Genomic DNA, 17,221 nt, shown 5'->3' on the forward strand with positions numbered 1-17,221 from the left:
TCAGTCGTACTTCCCGGTGTCGGGGTCCTTGATACCGAGTTCTCTATCGACCGCGACCGCTATCCTGTTGAGGAACCGCCGTACGTCCGCTGTATCTTCCTTATCCAGGGTTCCCGGCTGATGCCAGATCACCGCCTTTTTGAGGCGTTCGACGAGTTCCTCGATCTCGGTTCCCCGGAACTGTTCCGGCACCGTAAGGTCGCTGAGGTGGTCGGCGGCGCCGAAGAAGGCTCGCTCGGGGGGCAGACCGAAATGCCGTGAAAGCAGCATCAGGTTGACGATAAATCCTCTGCCGAATTCGCTCTTTGCGGGCATACATACCCTATATGCACCGCCGGGTAATATGAACGATCCGATTTTTTTTTGTACACCGGAGTCTCACGGCTGGAGGTAGACAAAGATCGTCGAGAGCACGATGAAAGCAAGCGTCGCGACAAAGAAGACGAGTTCTCCGGGACGGAGGGATTTTTTCCGGATGTAGAGGCCGGCGTCCGCCCCGTACCCCCGACAGAGCATGCTCGTGTAGGTGCGTTCTCCCTGTTCGTAGGACCTGATGAAGATCGTCCCGACCGTATACCCGAGCTGGCGGAGCCTGTAACGGTAGGAGAGGTTGTGATCGAAGGGATCGAAACACCGGGTCTCCATCGCGGTTCGTATCTTGCCGAAGATATCGGCGAAGACGAAGATATAGCGGACCATCATCCCGAGCGTGAGGGTAAATTCTCTGGGAAGGCCGAGCCTCCCCGCCGCCTCAATCATGTCCTGCATCCTCGTCGTCGATGAGAGCAGGATGATGAACGATATGCTGACGAGGAACTTCACAAGGAGGATCGACGCAAACCGCACCGATTCTGCGTAGACCTCAATCCCGAACGGCAGGGTCGCGATCGTGTGATAGACATCGTAATAGGGGTTTTTCACGAATACCTGAAACACGATCAGGAAGATCCCGAACGGCAGGATGAACAGAAGCCGCCGGAGATAGACCGTCGGCGGAAGGCGGGAGGCGGCCCAGAGGACGATGAAGAGTGCAAAGAGGACGGCACCAAGTTTGTAGACCTTCGTCGAGTACGGCAGGGCGACGACAGCCACGATGGCGGCGAGGGCGATGAGGAGTTTTATCCTTGCGTCCAGCCGGTGGACGACGCTCTTTCCGTAAGCGGATTTCTCGATGGAGTAAAGGTCGTCAATCATTCTCGTCTCGCGTAGGCGTCAAGAAACGATTTCTTCGCATCCTCATAGGTGTAGGCCGTATCGATGGCGACGCCGCTCTCCTGAAGCGACCGGATCAGTTTCGGTATGGGCGGCACGTCGAGCCGGGTCCGGGCAAGCAACTCAGGCCGGGCGAAGACCTCCTCGACCGTCCCAGAGGCCACGATCCTCCCCTGGTCCATCACGTAGATATAGTCCGCCATCTCCGCCACGAGGTCGAGGTGGTGGGTCGAGAAGATCACCGTCATGCCGTACTCCTCGGGCAGCCGGTTGACGAACGCCACGAGGTCGGCGACACCCCGGGGGTCGAGTCCCGCGGTCGGCTCGTCGAGGACCAGCACCTGCGGCTCCATCGCGAGGATGCCTGCGATGGCGACCCGTTTCTTTTCGCCGCCCGAGAGGTGGTGCGGCACGCGTTCGCGCAGGTCTTCGATCCCGAGGAGGCGGAGCCCCTCCTCAACACGGTGGGCGACCGTCTCCTCGTCGAGGCCGAGGTTCGTCGGGCCGAATGCGACGTCCTGCTCCACGGTGGGGGAGAATATCTGGTCGTCGGGGTTCTGGAAGACGATCCCGACGAACTTACGCACCTCGCGGAGGTTCTCCTTCGTGATAGGTTCGCCCCTGACCAGCACCTCGCCGGACGTGGGTTTGAGAATGCCGTTGAAGTGCTTGAACAGGGTGCTTTTTCCTGCTCCGTTCGGCCCGATAACGGCGATGCGTGATTTTCGCGCTGCAGTGAAGTTCACGCCCTCGAGCGCATGGACGTTGCCGCGATAGATGTGGGTGAGATCACGGGTCTCGAGCAGGTGCATGATAGCAAAAAGTGGGGTTTTTTCAGGTATTTAGTTATCGGGCCGTGCAGAGATCTTCGCAGCGGCGAGTCCCAGGACGAGAATAAGGAGCGTGCCGATCACAACCGCAAGCACTTCCCCGGCTTTATCGAAGCCAGGGATGCTGTAATCGGGCATGAGCGCCTCGTATGAGAAGTCGTTTCCGGTCAGGGAGATTGCCTGCTCCTCTGCGGCACCGGCGGCCTCTTCGTCGAGTTCGCTCCCCAGGAAGGGCTTTGCTTCGTAGATGCTGAAGAATGCGCTTTCAAGCCCGTCGGGGCTTCCGGACGCAAGGAACGGCGCGGCAACGGCGATCACGAGGGCAATTGCCACACCGATGATGAAGAACTGCTTCGTCTCCATTACGCGCTCACCACCGTGGGGTGCTCGAGGATATCCGGCCGTGCCGAGGCTATCAGGTAGAGGGCGACCGCGGTGATACCTCCCTCGATGAGACCGATGACCGCATGGTATCCTCCCATGAAGGTGAGGCCGAGGGCAAGCGGGAACGTACCGGCGACTGCGAGTTCAACCGCACAGAGGATCGCGGAGATGAAAAGCGATGCCCAGCCGGCAATGAATGCAGCGGCATACGGGTTGTTTATCACCTTCACGATGCCGTTGTAGCCGTAGTAACCGACGAATCCGCCGACGACACCCATGTTGATGATGTTGGCGCCCATGACGGTGATGCCGCCGTCGCCGAAGATGATACCCTGCACAAGGAGGACCAGCGTCAGGACGAAGACTCCGGCATACGGCGACCCGAGGACGATTGCCGCGAGAGCCGCACCGACCATGTGGCCGCTCGTTCCCCAGGGAATGGGGATATTCAACGCCTGAATGGCGAAGATACCGGCAGCGAGAACGGCGACCAGCGGTATCTTCTCCTCTCCCATCGAACGCCGTGCCCATCGGAGGGCGAGGGCGATGAAGATAAGGGCAATGACCCAGTAGACCAGGGCCTGTCCCATCGGTATAAACGCATCAGGTATATGCATCAGCACACCAAACCTATGTATTACATTTAGGTATAAAGGTATTACTAAGCGTGACGGGGATATCAGCCTGTAAGAATTTGACGCATTCCCGATGCGAAAAGTATGCCCATTGCCCTGACCAGCGCGGGTTTCAGGGCGAGCCTCCGGATCAGGGCGCCCGGCCGGTCCATGTCGCCGTGCTCGATGATCGTCTCGATTATGTCCGGGTCGTTAAAGGCCAGGAGAAGCCGGTCGATCTCTTCGGGCGTCAGTCTCTGCCGCATATGAAGCGCTTTCATACCGATATCGAGTTCTTTCCCGAAATCGTCCTTCCAGCGCCGCTCGTAGTCCCGAAGGCTTCCGTCGTCGAACGTCCCGCGCGCGATGCACGCCGCTGCGACCGCGGCGGCGTGTCTTGCCGACCGGACGCCGGTGTAGACCCCGCCCCCCGACGTGGGTTTGGCAAACCCTGCCGCATCGCCGACAACGAGCGTCCGGTGGCCGTAGGTCTGCGGCATAACCCCGAGCGGGATGACCCCGCTGACCTGGTGAAGCGAGTTTCCCCCGTAGCGGGCGATGAACCGGTCGAAATGGTCCTTTGCGTGCTCCCGTGCGCAGAGCCCGACCCGGGCCCGGGTCCCCGAGACCGGGATCACCCACCCGAAGAAATCCGGCGAGGCGTTGGGGTGCACTTCGACGTAGCGCGGGTCCATCGTATGGGGCACCTCCGCCTGCACTCCGGCGAGGTAGACCCCCGCTCGCCGGAGCCCGAGCATCCGGGCGACGGAACTCCGCGGCCCGTCGGCGGCGATCAGGAGACGGAACGCTACCTCCTCATGCCCGCGGACTCCGCGAACCTGGAGCGATGTGCCTCTGACGTCCGATACGCTGGTCTTGAGGCGGAACTCCGCTCCGGCATTTGCCGCTCTCCCGGCCATCTCCCGGTCGAGGAGGCACCGGTCCACGACGTAGGCCTTTGTTGCCCGGGCGTCGAAGAGGAGTTCCCCCCCGAGGCCGGATATCATCCGGGCGCCGCTCACCTCGTTTAAGACCGACTGCTTCGAGACGCCGCATCCGGCAAACGCGGACGCGGAGAGCAGTCCCGCGCACTGCACCGGGTAGCCGATCGTCCCGTGCTCCTCGATGCAGAGCGTCGTAAGCCCCTCCTCTGCGCAAGCCTGCGCCGCGGCACTCCCGGCGGGGCCTGCGCCCACAACAACAACATCCCAGATCAGACTACCATGCCTCGCAGACGTGAGTTTCGAAGCCTGCCGCCGATTCGAGGGGGCGGCAGGCAACCCTTTACAGAGTATAGTGGCGCCAGGGCGGCATAAATGACGCGTCGCGCCGACCCATAGATGCGTATTTGACGGATCGCACCCTAACTAATACGAAATGCCTGATATCCGGGAGTTTAAGTGGAAACAGTGCCTTATCGTGCGCGCCGACATCAAGATGAGCTGCGGCAAGAAGTGCGCACAGATCGCCCACGCCGCCGTCGGGGCCTACGAGAAGGCCGATAAGATCGCGAGAAAAGCCTGGCTTGACGAAGGACAGAAGAAGGTGGTGCTGAAGGTGCCGGCTGAGAGGCAACTCTTTGAACTCAAGACGATTGCAGAGCGCGCGGGAATTCCCGCGTCGATCATCCAGGACGCCGGGTTGACCGAGATCCCGCCGGGGACCGTGACGGCGCTCGGTCTCGGGCCCGCCCGTTCCGAAGACCTCGACCGGATCACCGGCGATCTCTCCCTGCTATGATGCCCTCGCCCTATCCCCTCGAAGAGGAACTCGGGATGCGCTACTACGCGTCCGCCACCCCCGGCATCGGCGGCCGGCTCCGTTCACGCCCGGAAGACTTCGCCGTCGAGGAACTGCCGCTCCCGATCAGCGACCCCGACGGGCCGTACCTCATCTGCCGGCTCACCAAGACGAACTGGGAACTCCAGCACGCGGTTAAGGAGATTGCAAAGCGGCTTGGCATCAGCCACCGGCGGATCGCCTGGGCGGGAACAAAGGATAAGAACGCGGTGACAACCCAGTTTCTCTCGATCTACAATGTCGCACCCGAAGACGTCGAACGAGTGCATCTCGCGGACCTCACGCTTGAGGTCGTCGGGCGGTCGCAGCACTCCCTCACTCTCGGAGGCCTCGCGGGGAACCGGTTCGATATAATCATCCGGGACTGTATACCGGATGACCTGTCGGTGCGGGTGGAAGCTGCGACGGCGGCCGTATCCGCCGGGATACCGAATTACTACGGGCTGCAGCGGTTCGGCGTCACCCGGCCGGTCACCCATATCGTAGGCGAGAGCATCCTCAAAGGAGATTATGAGGATGCCGTGGTCGCATACGTCGGCCGGGCATACCCCCGGGAATCGGAAGAGGCGCAACTGGCCCGGACGCATTTTGCCGGGACGCGGAATGCGCGGTCGGCGCTTGCAGAACTTCCTGTCTGGATGACCTACGAGCGGGCGATGGCAAATCACCTCGTCGCGAACCCCGGTGACTATGCCGGTGCGCTCCGGGCGCTCCCCCCGAAGCTCCTCTCGCTCCTCGTAAGTGCGTTTCAGTCCTACCTCTTCAACTGCGCGCTCTCATCCCGCCTCGAAGCCGGCCTCCCCCTCTCCGAACCAGAGGTCGGCGACCGCCTGCTCTTTTCGAACGGCCGCGAGGACATCGTTTCCGCGCGGAACCGGCAGGCGGCCCTTCTGCAGATCCGCCGCGGCCGGTGCCGGATCGCTCTCTTCATCCCGGGCTCGGAACCGGTGGCGCCGCGTGGGCCGATGGATGAGATCCTGCAGGAGTTGATGCGGAAGCACGGCATCGACGCCGGGGACTTTGCGCGCGCCTCCCGATTTGTCGGGGCCGCGTTCTCCGGTGTCCTCCGGCCGATAGCGCTCTTTGCCGACGTGCAGGCGGACGTATCCGGGACGGACGTCCGGCTCCGGTTTACGCTCCCTCCCGGTCACTACGCGACGACAGTCTGTCGGGAGTACATGAAAGCGGACCCGTACGTGATGGTCTAAAATTCGGGGGCCGTTCAGGCCCTGTAGAGCACGTCCCACTCGGTGACCAGGTTGCTCCCGCACATGAAGTGACGTTTCAGGGAGAGCCGGAACATCTCTTCTTCGGTCTCGATATGCATGCCGCCGACGAGCGACGGGGTATCGGCACCGCCGACAATGAACGGCAGGTGGATCAGGCGGATCTCGTCGACGAGGTGGTGGTTCAACATGGACCAGTTCAGCGTCGGCCCGCCCTCGATCATCATCCGGCGGACGCCGTAGTCGCGTTTGAGGACCTGCAGCAGTTCCGGAAGGTCGACCTTTTCCACTCCCGCCACGACAACATCGACGCCGCTTGCCCGGAGCCGGGCGACCCTCTCCGGCGGTGCGGTCGCGGCGACGGCGATGACCGTCCGGGCGTCCGGCCCGAGCACGTTTGCATCCGGCGGGATATCCGCCCGGCTGCTCGGGATGACCCGGAGCGGGCTTTTCCCCTCGACCAGCCGGACCGTCAGGAAGGAGTTGTCGATCCGGATCGTGTTTGCCCCGACCATGATGGCATCGCATTCCGCCCGGGTCCGGTGAAGGAGAATCTCGGTCTCGGGGGCCATGTACTTCATGAGGATCTTGCTTGAAGCCCCGCGCTTCAGGGTAAGTTTCCCGTCGACGGTGATCTCGGACATCATGAGGACGTGCGGCCTGTCGTGATCTACCATTGGACTTCCTTGTGATCTATCTGGCGGGAGCGTTTATGAATCTGGTGATTCTCGAACGTATACGGTTGCGCCGTTTTGTCGGCTCTGCGGCATCGGGTGGGCGGATTTGCCCCGACCGGTAAAAACGGCCCGGTCCCGGCAAGGGACCCGGACCCGATCGCATGGCCGGCAGAGCAAAGGTTAAACCCCTTACGGGCTGATAAGTTATGCGATGAATATAACCTCTCTACGGCCGAAATTCATCAAATACACGGAGCCAATAGCGTCGTTTTTTATCCACCTGGGCGTGACGCCGAATCAGGTATCGGTGCTCTCCGTCCTCTTCGGTTTTTCGTGCGCGCTCGCATTTACCCAGCGGTACTTTTTTGCGGGCAGCCTGCTGCTGGTCGTCTCGGCAATCCTCGACCTGGTTGACGGGAACGTCGCCAGGAAGAACCATACGGAGAGTAAGTTCGGGGCCGTCTTCGACTGGGTCGCCGACAAATACGTCGATGCGGCGATCATCCTCGGCGTCGGGTTTTCCGGCATCCCCATCGTCAGCCACCTCATAAACGTCCCGCCGGTCGCCGATTTCGGTGTCGTGGGGCTGGCGCTCGCCGGGTCCCTGATCAATACCTTCATCAAACCGGTCACGTATGCGGAGATCGGCTACAGCGAGAGGATCGCCGGGAAGATCGAGGACCCGCTCGAGGGGGTCGGTTTCTTCGGAAGACCCGAGACGATCCTCGTGCTGGGGCTTGGCGGCGTGACCGGGTTCATCTGGGTTGCGGTGATCCTCATTGCGGTCTGTACGAACCTCTCTGCGGTTCAGCGGATCTTCTACCTCTACCGGCGCTACTCCTGAAGGGGTGCCGGTCCTTTTGCTGAGGTTGTCCAAAAACCCTTTTGCCGGGAGGGGGCCCCCTCGAAGAACTTCATTCTTCTCAAGCTCCGGCCCATCGCACTATCCGCCGGGTGCACCTCCCGGTCCCTCACTCGCGTGACGATACCCGGGTAAAAGTCGGTTCCCCATTCTAACCTCTGTTACGGCCTAAGTGGCAGAAACCTTGTACAGAGATGTTCCAGGTGAGGTGCAACAGAGGTTTGCAGACCCTTTTGGGACGACCTCGCTCTCAATTTAGGCTTTGTTGAAGCTCTATACAGGTCATTCCCTCCCCCCGGGGCCGGACCCGGCCTGTCCCCGTGATCGGCTCCTTTCCCCGGCATGCCTCCCTGCAACGGGCCGCAATGGCCAGCAGACCTAAAGGTGCTCGAGTTCCGTTCCTCCCCCCTTCCGGTGCTCAAACACCTTCCTATCGGAACGTCGCCAGTCTAAGACCTCCGGTCTTCTCCAGCGATGTCTCATAAGGGCATCGCCTCCCCATTGGGGGAACGACTGTCCGAAGGACGCGACGGTTTGCTCGGACCGGAACGTCTCACCCCACACACGGGGGGCAGGGGCAGTGTGTGGCGATATGCGATTGGCCGAAGGGCAGGAGCATCGAAGGTACGACACCAATGGAAAGCCTTTTCACTATCCTTTTCCGGGATCTGGTTCCAGATGGTAGAAATGTTGGAGCAGTGCTCCGACCAGGGTGTACCAGGGGTCCGGGGATCTTTTGGGGACAACCTCCCGGCAACACGCCCCGAGAGATATTCATCCGGGACAGCCCTGTATCAGAAAGGACGATCCCGGGAGATAAACCCGGTCAGGATCTCTTCGGCTTTGGCCGGATGATCTTCTCGACCTCACCCCTGTAGAGCCGGTAGAGGCTGTCGGCGAGGCTGCCGAGTTCGGGGAGGAGCCTGAAGAGGGCATAGGCGAGGACCACAAGGAATATGAGTGCTCCCAGTTCGGCCATGACATTATGCGCCCAGAAAAAACTCTCGTATCCGAACTCACCGTTACCTGCAACCATGGGGAGGTATGGGAACCATTGCTCGGAGTAAGCCGTGATCACGAAGACGTTTCGTGCGATATTTAAGAGATAGATCGTCGGAAAGACCAGGAGAAACCCGGCGATCTTCTGCTTCAGTGTCGACCGCACGCCCCAGGCAACCCCGAGCATGATGGCGATGCTCTGGATTCCGGTGCAGGCGAGAATGATCTCGGTCCGGAACCCGTTGCGCTCCATCATGTTCCAGGCCTCAAAAGTCACGGGATGCCCGAATGCCGCGAGTATCATGGATGTCTGTTCGGTGACTGCCGCGATCAGCCAGTCCCCGAGTGCCGGGATGTAGCCGAAAGGGGCGTAGATCAGGAACGCTACGGCGGCTATGGTCGATAGTTGCATTACCCGGGGGTCTGCACGGAGCAGGTATTTTGCGGTGATATAGAGGAAAGGTACGGCGAGGACGGCTATCGTCGGATACATGAAGTTATTGATGGAGAAGTAGTAGGGGAGTTCGAGGAAGAGGTATCCGACGATGCTTGCCCATCCGCCGATGGCAAAGTACTTCCTGAACCGGCCGGGGATAAGGAAAATGAGAAAGCAGATGCAGGAGATCAGCACCAGGTAATCCTTCATTCATCTATCCTTCGGCGTACCCGACATTAAATCATTCGTGCGCCAGATCCGGCCGGGCCTCTCCAGTCGTGCAGTCCCGGCCGACCAAGGGTTAATTTTGATCGGCACCCAATTTATTATAATGATGTTTTGTCCTCGGTGCAAAGGCCTGATGATATCGTCCGGTGGTCAGTTGAAATGCAAAAAGTGCGGCTATATCAGAGAGATCGACGATCTCGATAATTTGAAAAAGACCGATAAACGCGTTGAAAAGGAGATCACCATCGTCGATGCAGAGGACGATGTCGCGACCCTTCCGACTGCGACCGTCAAGTGCCCTGAGTGCGGCTGCATGACGGCATACTGGTGGCTGCGCCAGCTGCGGGCGGCAGATGAGAGCGAAGTCAGGTTCTTCCGCTGCACTGCCTGCGGGAAGACCTGGCGCGAGTACGACTAAACTCGAGCTGCACATTTGCTGCCCCTCCGGGGCTTTTTTTCTTCTCAGTCAACTGCCCTGCTCTCTCGGACGGGGATTCCTTGCAGAGTATCCGAAAATGCCGATACAGGCTACACCGCAGCACTCCCGGACGGGCGGGGGGTTCGCCGGACGCAAGCGTTGCTCTGAGAGTGCATACGTCCCGTTACACCACGCTCACGCCGCAACCCGGACTCGGACGACGATCAAACCCTTCTCCGGATGGCCGCTCTGCCCCTCCCGGCACAACGCCTCCACGCGCCCCTCGACCGTCTCCCCCTGGAATAGCCGGGACTCCTGGCCCGGAACCTTCCTTCTTCGGCTCTCCTGAATCACAACGGTAACCTCGTGCGTACCCGTCGTGACTCCCGCTAAACGTCCGGAGAGCCTGCAGAGACATCCCGCCGGGGGTCGAGGAGGACTTCGTGCGGGAGCCCGACGAGCGCGACCGCCGCGAGCGCCCCGATGACGCCCCGGCCACCGTGGAGGTGGATATTGAACTGCCGGGCGGTCGTCTCCGCTTCTTCCCGGGTGAGGACCTCCTCCCTCGCGCTCCGCCCGTAGGCCAGGAGACTCCCGGGCGTCCGAAACCCCTGCCGGAGAGCGATGCCCCATTCCGGGGACGCCGCTTCATCGGCGACGAATCGCACGGCCGCATCCTCGATCCGCGGCACCTGGTCGGGCTCCACCGCGAGTTCTATGCAGCTGCAGGAGTTCCCGGCGGTCGAGCCTTCGAGCCGGGGATTGAGCATCGCCACGTGGTGGCCTATCGGCATGACGCCGTCCAGTTTTGCAAGGTGCTGGAGGAGGGCAAGGGCGAGGGCGAACGTCGCTCCCTCGCTTGCAGTATCGGTGTCGTCAATCCCGACGGCGACGTAGGCGAGCGCCCGGGTGACCACCTCGCCTTCGACCACCGGCCCCTCTCGGTGGACGGTGACGCCGCAGACGCCCTCGGCAAGGGACATCATATCGGTGAGCGAGTAGGCCGGGCCGCCGATGCACCTGATCTCCTGGCGGATGCAGCCGTCGGCGTGAAAGACGCCGACGATCCCGACTGCAGGCGCGGGGTCGAGCCCGACGGCGACGTCCCGCCGCCCGAGGAACGCCCGCTCCCGGAGCAGGGTCCCGTCCCGGCGGACCGATTGCAGGGCGCCGCCGGCGCGGGTGTGGTGGAACTCACAGAAGGCGGCGCACCCCCCGCTCATACACTCGTGATAGATCTCGACCTCGGCGCCGTCGACGGTGGTGAAGATCCGCCGGCAGGCGCTCTCCGGCATCACGCTGCTCGCCGCGTAGCGGGCCGCATGCCGTCCCCGCTGCTCCTCCGTGAGGAGGACGCACCCCTCCTCGATGAGGCGGTTCACCCAGTCCTGGACGGTGCTCCGGGGGGTGGCGGTGGCTTTTGCAATCTCGGCCACCGTAAAGGAGCCTCGTTCAAGCGTCGCCTGACGCATCAGCCTCAGATACTGTTTTCTCCGTTCAAGAACCCTGGACATGCCGCTCCCGGATGTAGAGGAGGTCGCCGATCACGGCACTGGCGGTCTCCGTGGAACCCGCGCCCTTCCCGATAAACGTGAGTTCCCCGGCGAGGTCCGCTTCCACGGTGACGGCGTTGAGTGTTCCTTCGACAACGAGCGGGTGCGTTTTTGCGATGATCCTCGGTGAGACGCGAAGCACCCCGGCACCCGGGACGATCTCGCCGATCAGCCGGATGGTGCAGTCCTGATCCTCCGCAAGGTGCAGGGCCTCAGGCGTGAGGAGGGTGATCCCCGTCCTCTCCACGTCGTCGAGCGTGGTGTGCATGTCGAGGATGGTGTTTGCGAGGATGACGAGTTTGATCGCTGCATCGATCCCTTCGACGTCGTAAGTTGGGTCCGCCTCGGCGTACCCGAGTTCCCGGGCCTCGGCAAGGGCTTGCTCGTAGGTGAGGCCTTCTGCGGCCATTCTGGTGAGGATATAGTTGCAGGTGCCGTTGAAGACGCCGTAGAGCCGGGCGATGGTGTTACCGGCAAGCCCTTCCTTTATCGCGTGGATGAGCGGGATCGCCCCGCAGACCGTCGCTTCGTACTTCAGGAAGACACCGTTTTCGTTCGCAAGCGCCCGGAGTTCGGGGTAGGCGAGGGCTATAGGGCCTTTGTTCGAGGTGACGACGTGTTTATGCCGCCGGAGGGCCGCACGGATATGGCTCAGCGCCGGTTCGGCGGTCTCCACGTTCGTCGGGGTCACCTCGACGAGGATATCGTAGTCCGCCTTCGTCACTACGTCCGTGGGGCTGACGCCGGGGTTGCCGCAGGGGCCGCCGCTCTCCTTTTGGGCGAGCACCGCGGCAAGGTCGATGCCGGCGGCATCGATGATGCCGCTTCTCGAGTCCGCAAGGCCGGTGACGGCGATGTCGAGGTCTTTTGCGAGGAGCGCCCGGGCGATCCCCCGGCCGACGGAGCCGAACCCGAGCAGGGCAATCCGCATCATACGCCCTCCAGAGGCTCGATGATGAGGAGTTTCTTCTGTTCCGCGACGCCGCGCAAGATCCTGAGTGCTCTTTTCATCTCCGCCCGGGTGGTCGAACGGATGGTGATGCGGGCCGATGAGGGGGAACTGATCGCCGGCATGACGAGGGAGAGTTCCGTCACCTCGGCAGAACCGGTCCGGTCGATCCGGTCGACCGTATCGGAGAGGTCCGTGTGCATCAGGTGTCCGATCATGATCAGGGTGCATTCGTAGAGGAGCCGCTCCTCGCCGATACGCACGACGCTGACGCCCTGCTCGCGGAACTGTTCAAGAAGGGCATCAAGACGCCCTTCGGGGAGTTCCAGTACGATCTGGACGTCCAGCACTTCCGTAGCCGCCGCCGAAGTCTCCCTCTGGTGGATAACCGCGATGATGTTCCCGCCGACGGTCGAGATCGGTTTGAGGGCCGCGACCAGCTGTCCGGGCCGGTCTTTCATCTCGAGCTTCATGGATACCTGCAAAAAAACCACCTGCTGAAGAATTGACCTGCCGGAGAGATAAGCCTTTTACCTCAAACGGACGCTCCGATGGAGAAGGTCCTGAAAAGATGGGAGCGGTGCCGTTACCGCACCGACCCGGGCGCCCCGGCGACGGTCGTGAGGGCCCGGGCAAACTCCGGGAGGATCTCGGCGGGGATGCCCATGACGAGTTCGTCGTCCTCAATACCGGAGAACCGGCGGGACCCGTCGCACCCGAGGGAGTAGTTGATCCTCCCGGTGAGGTAGGGCTGCGCGGTCGCGTCCGCACAGACCGACTGGATCCCCGACATCGTGGACTCTATCCGTCCGCCGAGTTGATAAAGCGTGGCCTGCGCGAGTTTCAGCATATCCCGGGGTTTGGCGACGATGACGACGACGTGCGGGTCGAACGGCGTCTTCTCAAGCGGCGCATAGACCGTCGCGTAGGTCTCGAGCGTCGGGACGTGCGGCACCTGCCGGATGGTCCGCATGCAGGCGGCCCAGCTCTCGAATTTGCCGAGTTTGTAGTAAAATTCCCCGGTCCGAAGGCTTTGCGTCAGTTCCTTCAGCCCGAGGGACCAGCCGCCCCCCATGCAGACGTGCCGGTCGGCGGTCGCGTAGAAGATCTCGCCGTTCAGCCGGGCCCGGCTGATCATCTGGCAGTGGCGAACCGTCTCTTCGATTGGCTTAACCCCTTCGGGGATGCCTTCCGGGCTCTTTGCGAGTTTCACCGCGACCGGGGACCCCCGGAGGTCGAGGGTTTTCTTCAGCGTCTCTGCAATCTCTGCATAGGAGATTTTCGTGCGCATCTGGTCTTCCATAGTCGTGCTCACTCCTCTATGGAGATCATCCCCGCGGTCACTCATAAACTATTGTTTCGGGTATCATTGGGATCAGAGGTTGCGCAGCTTGTTGTTCACCTTTTCAAGGAAGGGTTTGCCCGTATCGACAAAGAGAGCGGGCCGATCGGACTTTTTGACCGTGATCGTGACCTCACGCTCGAGTTCGAACGTGCTCTGCCCGTCGATGACGAGGTGCGCCGGTTTTTCTGTCTCGAGGGTCACCTCGAGTTTTCTCCCGGTGCTGATGACATGGGGACGGGACGAGAGCATGTAGGGCGCGAGGGGGATGAGGAGGAACGCCTCGATCTGGGGGTCGATGATCGGGCCGCCGGCACTCATTGCGTAGGCGGTCGACCCGGTCGGGGTCGAGACGATCAGACCGTCGGCCCTGACCCGCTCCGCGGGCGTCCCGTCGACGTAGACGGCGAACCGGAGCATCTTTGCCGGCCGGTCGGTGACGATGACCGCCTCGTTGAGGGCGTCCCCGAACGGTTTTCCGTTGACGGAGAGGCTGACCCGCATCCGGGGTTCGACCCGGAACCCGTCCGGATGGGCGGCGAAGAAGGCGCGTGCTTCGTCGGGCTCCAGGTCCGCGAGGAACCCTACCTCGCCCCGGTTGATCCCGAGGACCGGGACCTGTTCCTTCATCTGGTGGACGGTGAGAAGAACCGATCCGTCGCCGCCGACGACGACGACCAGGTCGCCGGCGATCTCCTCGAACGGGATGCCCTCCCGACCGAGATGCATCGCGGTCCCTTCTTCGAGGGCGATGTCATAGCCCTGTTCCGCAAGGTCCCGGGCAAGGTCCGCAGTGTATTGGAGTGCAGTCGCGTCGTCGATACGCGATACCAGCACGATCTTCATATGCGTTTTTACCTCAGGTACTCGATGATCTTGTTCTTCAGGACGCTGTTCGTGGCGACGAGGCTCCGTCCGGCGGAGACCTCGTCCGGGAAGGCGATCGTGTTTCCTTCGGGGTCGGAGACCGCCCCGCCGGCCTCCTCGCAGACCAGCATCCCCGCCGCCGCGTCCGTGACACGGAGCGTTCCCCGCACGTCGACGAACCCGTCGAGGCGGCCGCACCCGACGTAACAGAGTTCAAGCGCCGATGCACCGAGGAGGCGCAACCGCCGGATCTGTCGGACAATCCCGAACATGCGGGTCGGGTCGAACTTTCGGCCGTATACGCTCATGGCGCTCTCTTCAAGGAGCGATGTCTCCGAGACATGGATGGGGTGCCCGTCGAGGCAGGCGCCCCGGCCCCGGACGGCGTGGAACGTCTCGCCGGTGGCGAGGTTTCTGACGTATCCCTGTCGGATGATCCCGTCCTCTGCGTATGCGATGGAGAGGGCGTAAAACGGGATCCCGACCACGGCGTTGTGGGTGCCGTCGACAGGGTCGAGATAGATGGTGCCTTTCTCGCCGCACATCCCGGCGCACCCGAGTTCCTCGCTGATCAAGCGCCGACCGAACGGGTGGTGCGTGAAGTAGTCCACGACGATATCTTCGGCGACCTGGTCGATCTTTTTGGTGGGCGTGCCGTCCGCGCCCATCTTCACGTACTCCCCTGCTTCCGGCGTGCCGACCATGTCGGCTACTGCATCGGAAACAGCCCCCGCTACGTCATTGCACGCCTGAATGAATTCCATTGACTATCCCTCGTTTCTCCCCTCGTTCTACGGTGTATTTATGTACTGTAATTCAGATACATTAATCCACGCGTTTATCGAGTGAGACAATATGAAGGAACAGACAGAAGTTGGAAAGCTGAAAGAGGGACGCTACGTCGTCGTCGAGGATGAGCCTTGCAGGATTGTCTCCATCGCTATCTCGAAGCCCGGGAAGCACGGGGCGGCGAAGTCCCGGATAGACTGTATCGGCATTTTCGACGGCGTCAAGCGCTCGATTGTCCAGCCGGTCTCGGCAAAGACCTACGTTCCGGTCGTTGAGCGGAAGGTGGCACAGGTCATATCGATCGCCGGCACCACCCTCCAGCTCATGGATGTCAAGGACTTTGAGATGTTCGAGTTGACCGTTCCCGAAGAGCAGGCCGGCAGTCTCGAACCCGGCCAGGAGATAGCCTATATATCGTCCCTGGGCAAGAAGAAACTTGAGTGACGTGTTCTGGCTCTCTAAGACGGGCATGCATGAACTTGCCCATCTCCACTTTGCGGATGCGGATGCGTCGTATGAGGACGCCCGTTATGTCATTTTTGGCGTGCCCTACGACGGCACGACGTCGTTTAAGCCGGGGACCCGGTTCGGCCCCCGGGCGATACGGGAGTTGTCGTTCAACTTTGAGTCCTACGAACCTTCGACGGGGATAGACTTTTGCGAGGTGCCGGTTGCGGACCTCGGCGACCTTGAGGTTTCCCGGATGCCGGAGGAGGTCGTCGGGCAGGCAGCCGATGTTGCCGGGGATATCGTCCGCGACGGGAAGGTGCCGGTGATGCTCGGCGGCGAGCACACCGCCACAGTCGGGGCGGTCAGGGCCGTCCGTCCGGAGGTCTACGTCGTCTGCGACGCGCACCTGGACCTGCGGGACGAGCTTGACGGGACGCCCTACAGTCACGGGTGCGTCACTCGACGCGTCCTTGATGCGGTCGAAGATGTCGTCATCATCGGCGGCCGGAGCGGCGACCGTGAGCAGTTTGCGGTTGCGGAGGAGAAAACGCGGCTTTATTCCGCCGACACGGTGCGCGATCTGGGGATCGGCGCCGTCCTCCGGGAAGTCCGGGAGCACGTAGGGGAGAGGAGGATGTACCTCTCAATCGACGCCGATGCAATCGACTGCTGCCTCACGCCCGGCCTCGGGACACCCGAGCCGTTCGGGATGACGCCGCTCGATATCCGGGAGGTCGTGCGGACCCTCGCGCCGCACGCGGCGGCGTTCGATTACATGGAGGTCGCCCCGTTCGACGCCGGGCAGACGGCGGCGGTGGCGGCGCAGGCGGTGCGGGAGTTCATCGCAAGGCATTGGATTGCCGGACGGTGAATATCCCGGCTCTTTTTTTCCGGCGCTCCGTTTTTTTTACCGGCAGCTCACGCGAAGCCGTGGAATGAAGTAACTTTGCGCCCATCTATCGAAGGCCATCCCCAAATGCCTCTGCCGGAGTGGGACACCCTTCGAAACTCTTCGAGTTTTTCAAGTGCCCGCCCTGTGGCCGGGCACTCTTCGAAGACCTTCGTTCTTCTTTGCATTTATGTCCCTACATACGTCTCCGGCACCTGGACCTTTACGTGGTAGGCATCGAGGCACCGGGCGTTGATGACGAAGTAGTAGTCGTGGTTGCCCTCGTAGAAGGTGTGCACCCACTGCTCCTTCCGGAGGTCGGGTTTGTCCTTCATCGCGAGGAAATCGGGGAGGTTGAGGGTGAAGATCCGGACGAACCTGTTCGGGTCCTCGGCGTCCATGACCTGACAGTTGAAAAGCGGGATCTCATCGTTCGAGGTCGTGATATCCGAGTAGTCGAGCCGCCACATGGGGAATGGAATCCGGACGATCCCGGTGGTCCCCGACCACTGGCCGTCTATCGTCGCGTAGGTCACCCACCGGGTGACGCCGGGTGCAGTTCGGTTCGCCGGCGGGGTTGTGGTCATGTTCAGGGTGGGCTCTTCGGTCGGGATCTGATAGGTCCGCGGGTCGACGAACCCGATCTCCTGCGGCTTTCCGTCCCAGGTGGGGACCGGGGTGGGTGTCGGCGCCGCG

The 17,221-nt window shown here is 61.8% G+C and carries 22 protein-coding genes; 6 read left to right on the forward strand and 16 right to left on the reverse strand.

Annotation, left to right across the window (positions count from 1 at the left end):
* From BRA42_RS00510 to BRA42_RS00535, 6 genes are all read right to left on the reverse strand, one after another.
* Entirely contained in the window at window positions 1–315 is a 315-nt protein-coding gene (locus BRA42_RS00510; RefSeq protein ID WP_342770387.1) for a hypothetical protein, read from the reverse strand.
* Window positions 316–378: 63 nt separating this feature from the next.
* Window positions 379–1,194: a cobalt ECF transporter T component CbiQ gene (gene cbiQ / locus BRA42_RS00515; RefSeq protein ID WP_342771270.1), complete on the reverse strand. Its 816-nt coding sequence runs from the start codon at window positions 1,192–1,194 to the stop codon at window positions 379–381.
* Window positions 1,191–2,024 (reverse strand): ATP-binding cassette domain-containing protein, encoded by an 834-nt coding sequence (locus tag BRA42_RS00520; RefSeq protein ID WP_292407923.1) that lies wholly within the window; start codon window positions 2,022–2,024, stop codon window positions 1,191–1,193. Before BRA42_RS00520 ends, cbiQ begins: the two co-directional genes overlap by 4 nt.
* Before the next feature lie 30 nt (window positions 2,025–2,054).
* On the reverse strand, window positions 2,055–2,405 hold the full coding sequence (locus tag BRA42_RS00525; protein WP_292407926.1) for a PDGLE domain-containing protein: 351 nt from the start codon (window positions 2,403–2,405) through the stop codon (window positions 2,055–2,057).
* Window positions 2,405–3,043 carry a cobalt transporter CbiM gene (cbiM, locus tag BRA42_RS00530; protein WP_292408038.1) on the reverse strand — a complete coding sequence of 213 codons (639 nt, stop codon included), beginning with the start codon at window positions 3,041–3,043 and terminating at the stop codon, window positions 2,405–2,407. The genes BRA42_RS00525 and cbiM overlap by 1 nt, the downstream gene beginning before the upstream one ends.
* A gap of 62 nt (window positions 3,044–3,105) precedes the next feature.
* A complete protein-coding gene (locus BRA42_RS00535; protein WP_342770400.1) occupies window positions 3,106–4,254 on the reverse strand; it encodes an NAD(P)/FAD-dependent oxidoreductase in 1,149 nt (382 codons plus the stop codon).
* Between the two features lie 163 nt (window positions 4,255–4,417).
* On the opposite strand from BRA42_RS00535, the gene pth2 reads away from it, so the two are divergent.
* On the forward strand, window positions 4,418–4,780 hold the full coding sequence (gene pth2 / locus BRA42_RS00540) for a peptidyl-tRNA hydrolase Pth2 (RefSeq protein WP_292407929.1): 363 nt from the start codon (window positions 4,418–4,420) through the stop codon (window positions 4,778–4,780).
* Window positions 4,777–6,048: a tRNA pseudouridine(13) synthase TruD gene (truD, locus tag BRA42_RS00545; protein ID WP_292407932.1), complete on the forward strand. Its 1,272-nt coding sequence runs from the start codon at window positions 4,777–4,779 to the stop codon at window positions 6,046–6,048. Before pth2 ends, truD begins: the two co-directional genes overlap by 4 nt.
* Before the next feature lie 14 nt (window positions 6,049–6,062).
* On the opposite strand, the gene BRA42_RS00550 is transcribed toward truD, so the two are convergent.
* Complete coding sequence (locus tag BRA42_RS00550; protein ID WP_292407935.1) at window positions 6,063–6,743, reverse strand: dihydrofolate reductase family protein; 681 nt, start codon at window positions 6,741–6,743, stop codon at window positions 6,063–6,065.
* Between the two features lie 211 nt (window positions 6,744–6,954).
* Between BRA42_RS00550 and BRA42_RS00555 the strand changes: the two genes are divergently transcribed.
* A complete protein-coding gene (locus BRA42_RS00555; protein WP_292407938.1) occupies window positions 6,955–7,587 on the forward strand; it encodes a CDP-alcohol phosphatidyltransferase family protein in 633 nt (210 codons plus the stop codon).
* Between the two features lie 844 nt (window positions 7,588–8,431).
* Here the strand turns inward: BRA42_RS00555 and artA are convergent.
* Window positions 8,432–9,250, reverse strand: a complete 819-nt coding sequence (gene artA / locus BRA42_RS00560) for an archaeosortase A (RefSeq protein ID WP_292407940.1) — start codon at window positions 9,248–9,250, stop codon at window positions 8,432–8,434.
* Between the two features lie 121 nt (window positions 9,251–9,371).
* On the opposite strand from artA, the gene BRA42_RS00565 reads away from it, so the two are divergent.
* Window positions 9,372–9,686 carry a transcription factor S gene (locus BRA42_RS00565; RefSeq protein ID WP_292407942.1) on the forward strand — a complete coding sequence of 105 codons (315 nt, stop codon included), beginning with the start codon at window positions 9,372–9,374 and terminating at the stop codon, window positions 9,684–9,686.
* Between the two features lie 195 nt (window positions 9,687–9,881).
* Here the strand turns inward: BRA42_RS00565 and BRA42_RS00570 are convergent, their stop codons facing one another.
* From BRA42_RS00570 to BRA42_RS00600, 7 genes are all read right to left on the reverse strand, one after another.
* Window positions 9,882–10,040 carry a hypothetical protein gene (locus BRA42_RS00570; protein WP_342686177.1) on the reverse strand — a complete coding sequence of 53 codons (159 nt, stop codon included), beginning with the start codon at window positions 10,038–10,040 and terminating at the stop codon, window positions 9,882–9,884.
* A 35-nt stretch (window positions 10,041–10,075) separates the two neighbouring features.
* Window positions 10,076–11,200: a sugar-specific transcriptional regulator TrmB gene (locus BRA42_RS00575; RefSeq protein ID WP_342770385.1), complete on the reverse strand. Its 1,125-nt coding sequence runs from the start codon at window positions 11,198–11,200 to the stop codon at window positions 10,076–10,078.
* A complete protein-coding gene (locus BRA42_RS00580; RefSeq protein WP_292408042.1) occupies window positions 11,184–12,170 on the reverse strand; it encodes a homoserine dehydrogenase in 987 nt (328 codons plus the stop codon). The genes BRA42_RS00575 and BRA42_RS00580 overlap by 17 nt, the downstream gene beginning before the upstream one ends.
* A complete protein-coding gene (locus tag BRA42_RS00585; RefSeq protein ID WP_292407947.1) occupies window positions 12,170–12,661 on the reverse strand; it encodes an amino acid-binding protein in 492 nt (163 codons plus the stop codon). Before BRA42_RS00585 ends, BRA42_RS00580 begins: the two co-directional genes overlap by 1 nt.
* Before the next feature lie 113 nt (window positions 12,662–12,774).
* Complete coding sequence (locus BRA42_RS00590) at window positions 12,775–13,491, reverse strand: DUF169 domain-containing protein (protein ID WP_292407949.1); 717 nt, start codon at window positions 13,489–13,491, stop codon at window positions 12,775–12,777.
* Between the two features lie 72 nt (window positions 13,492–13,563).
* Entirely contained in the window at window positions 13,564–14,376 is an 813-nt protein-coding gene (locus BRA42_RS00595) for an NAD(+)/NADH kinase (RefSeq protein ID WP_292407951.1), read from the reverse strand.
* Window positions 14,377–14,384: 8 nt separating this feature from the next.
* Entirely contained in the window at window positions 14,385–15,161 is a 777-nt protein-coding gene (locus BRA42_RS00600) for a bifunctional fructose-bisphosphatase/inositol-phosphate phosphatase (protein WP_292407953.1), read from the reverse strand.
* A 91-nt stretch (window positions 15,162–15,252) separates the two neighbouring features.
* Here BRA42_RS00600 and BRA42_RS00605 point away from each other — a divergent pair, with 91 nt between their 5' ends.
* Together BRA42_RS00605 and speB are read left to right on the forward strand one after the other, a co-directional pair.
* Entirely contained in the window at window positions 15,253–15,630 is a 378-nt protein-coding gene (locus BRA42_RS00605) for a translation initiation factor IF-5A (RefSeq protein ID WP_292407956.1), read from the forward strand.
* A 1-nt stretch (window position 15,631) separates the two neighbouring features.
* The gene (gene speB / locus BRA42_RS00610) at window positions 15,632–16,507 is read left to right on the forward strand and encodes an agmatinase (RefSeq protein ID WP_342686180.1); all 876 of its coding nucleotides are present in this window, start codon (window positions 15,632–15,634) and stop codon (window positions 16,505–16,507) included.
* A 206-nt stretch (window positions 16,508–16,713) separates the two neighbouring features.
* Here the strand turns inward: speB and BRA42_RS00615 are convergent.
* A partial coding sequence (locus tag BRA42_RS00615) for a hypothetical protein (RefSeq protein ID WP_342770384.1) occupies window positions 16,714–17,221 on the reverse strand: 508 nt, incomplete at its 5' end.

Origin of the sequence: Methanoculleus sp. UBA374 (assembly GCA_002508705.1) — an archaeon.
Classification (GTDB): domain Archaea; phylum Halobacteriota; class Methanomicrobia; order Methanomicrobiales; family Methanoculleaceae; genus Methanoculleus; species Methanoculleus palmolei.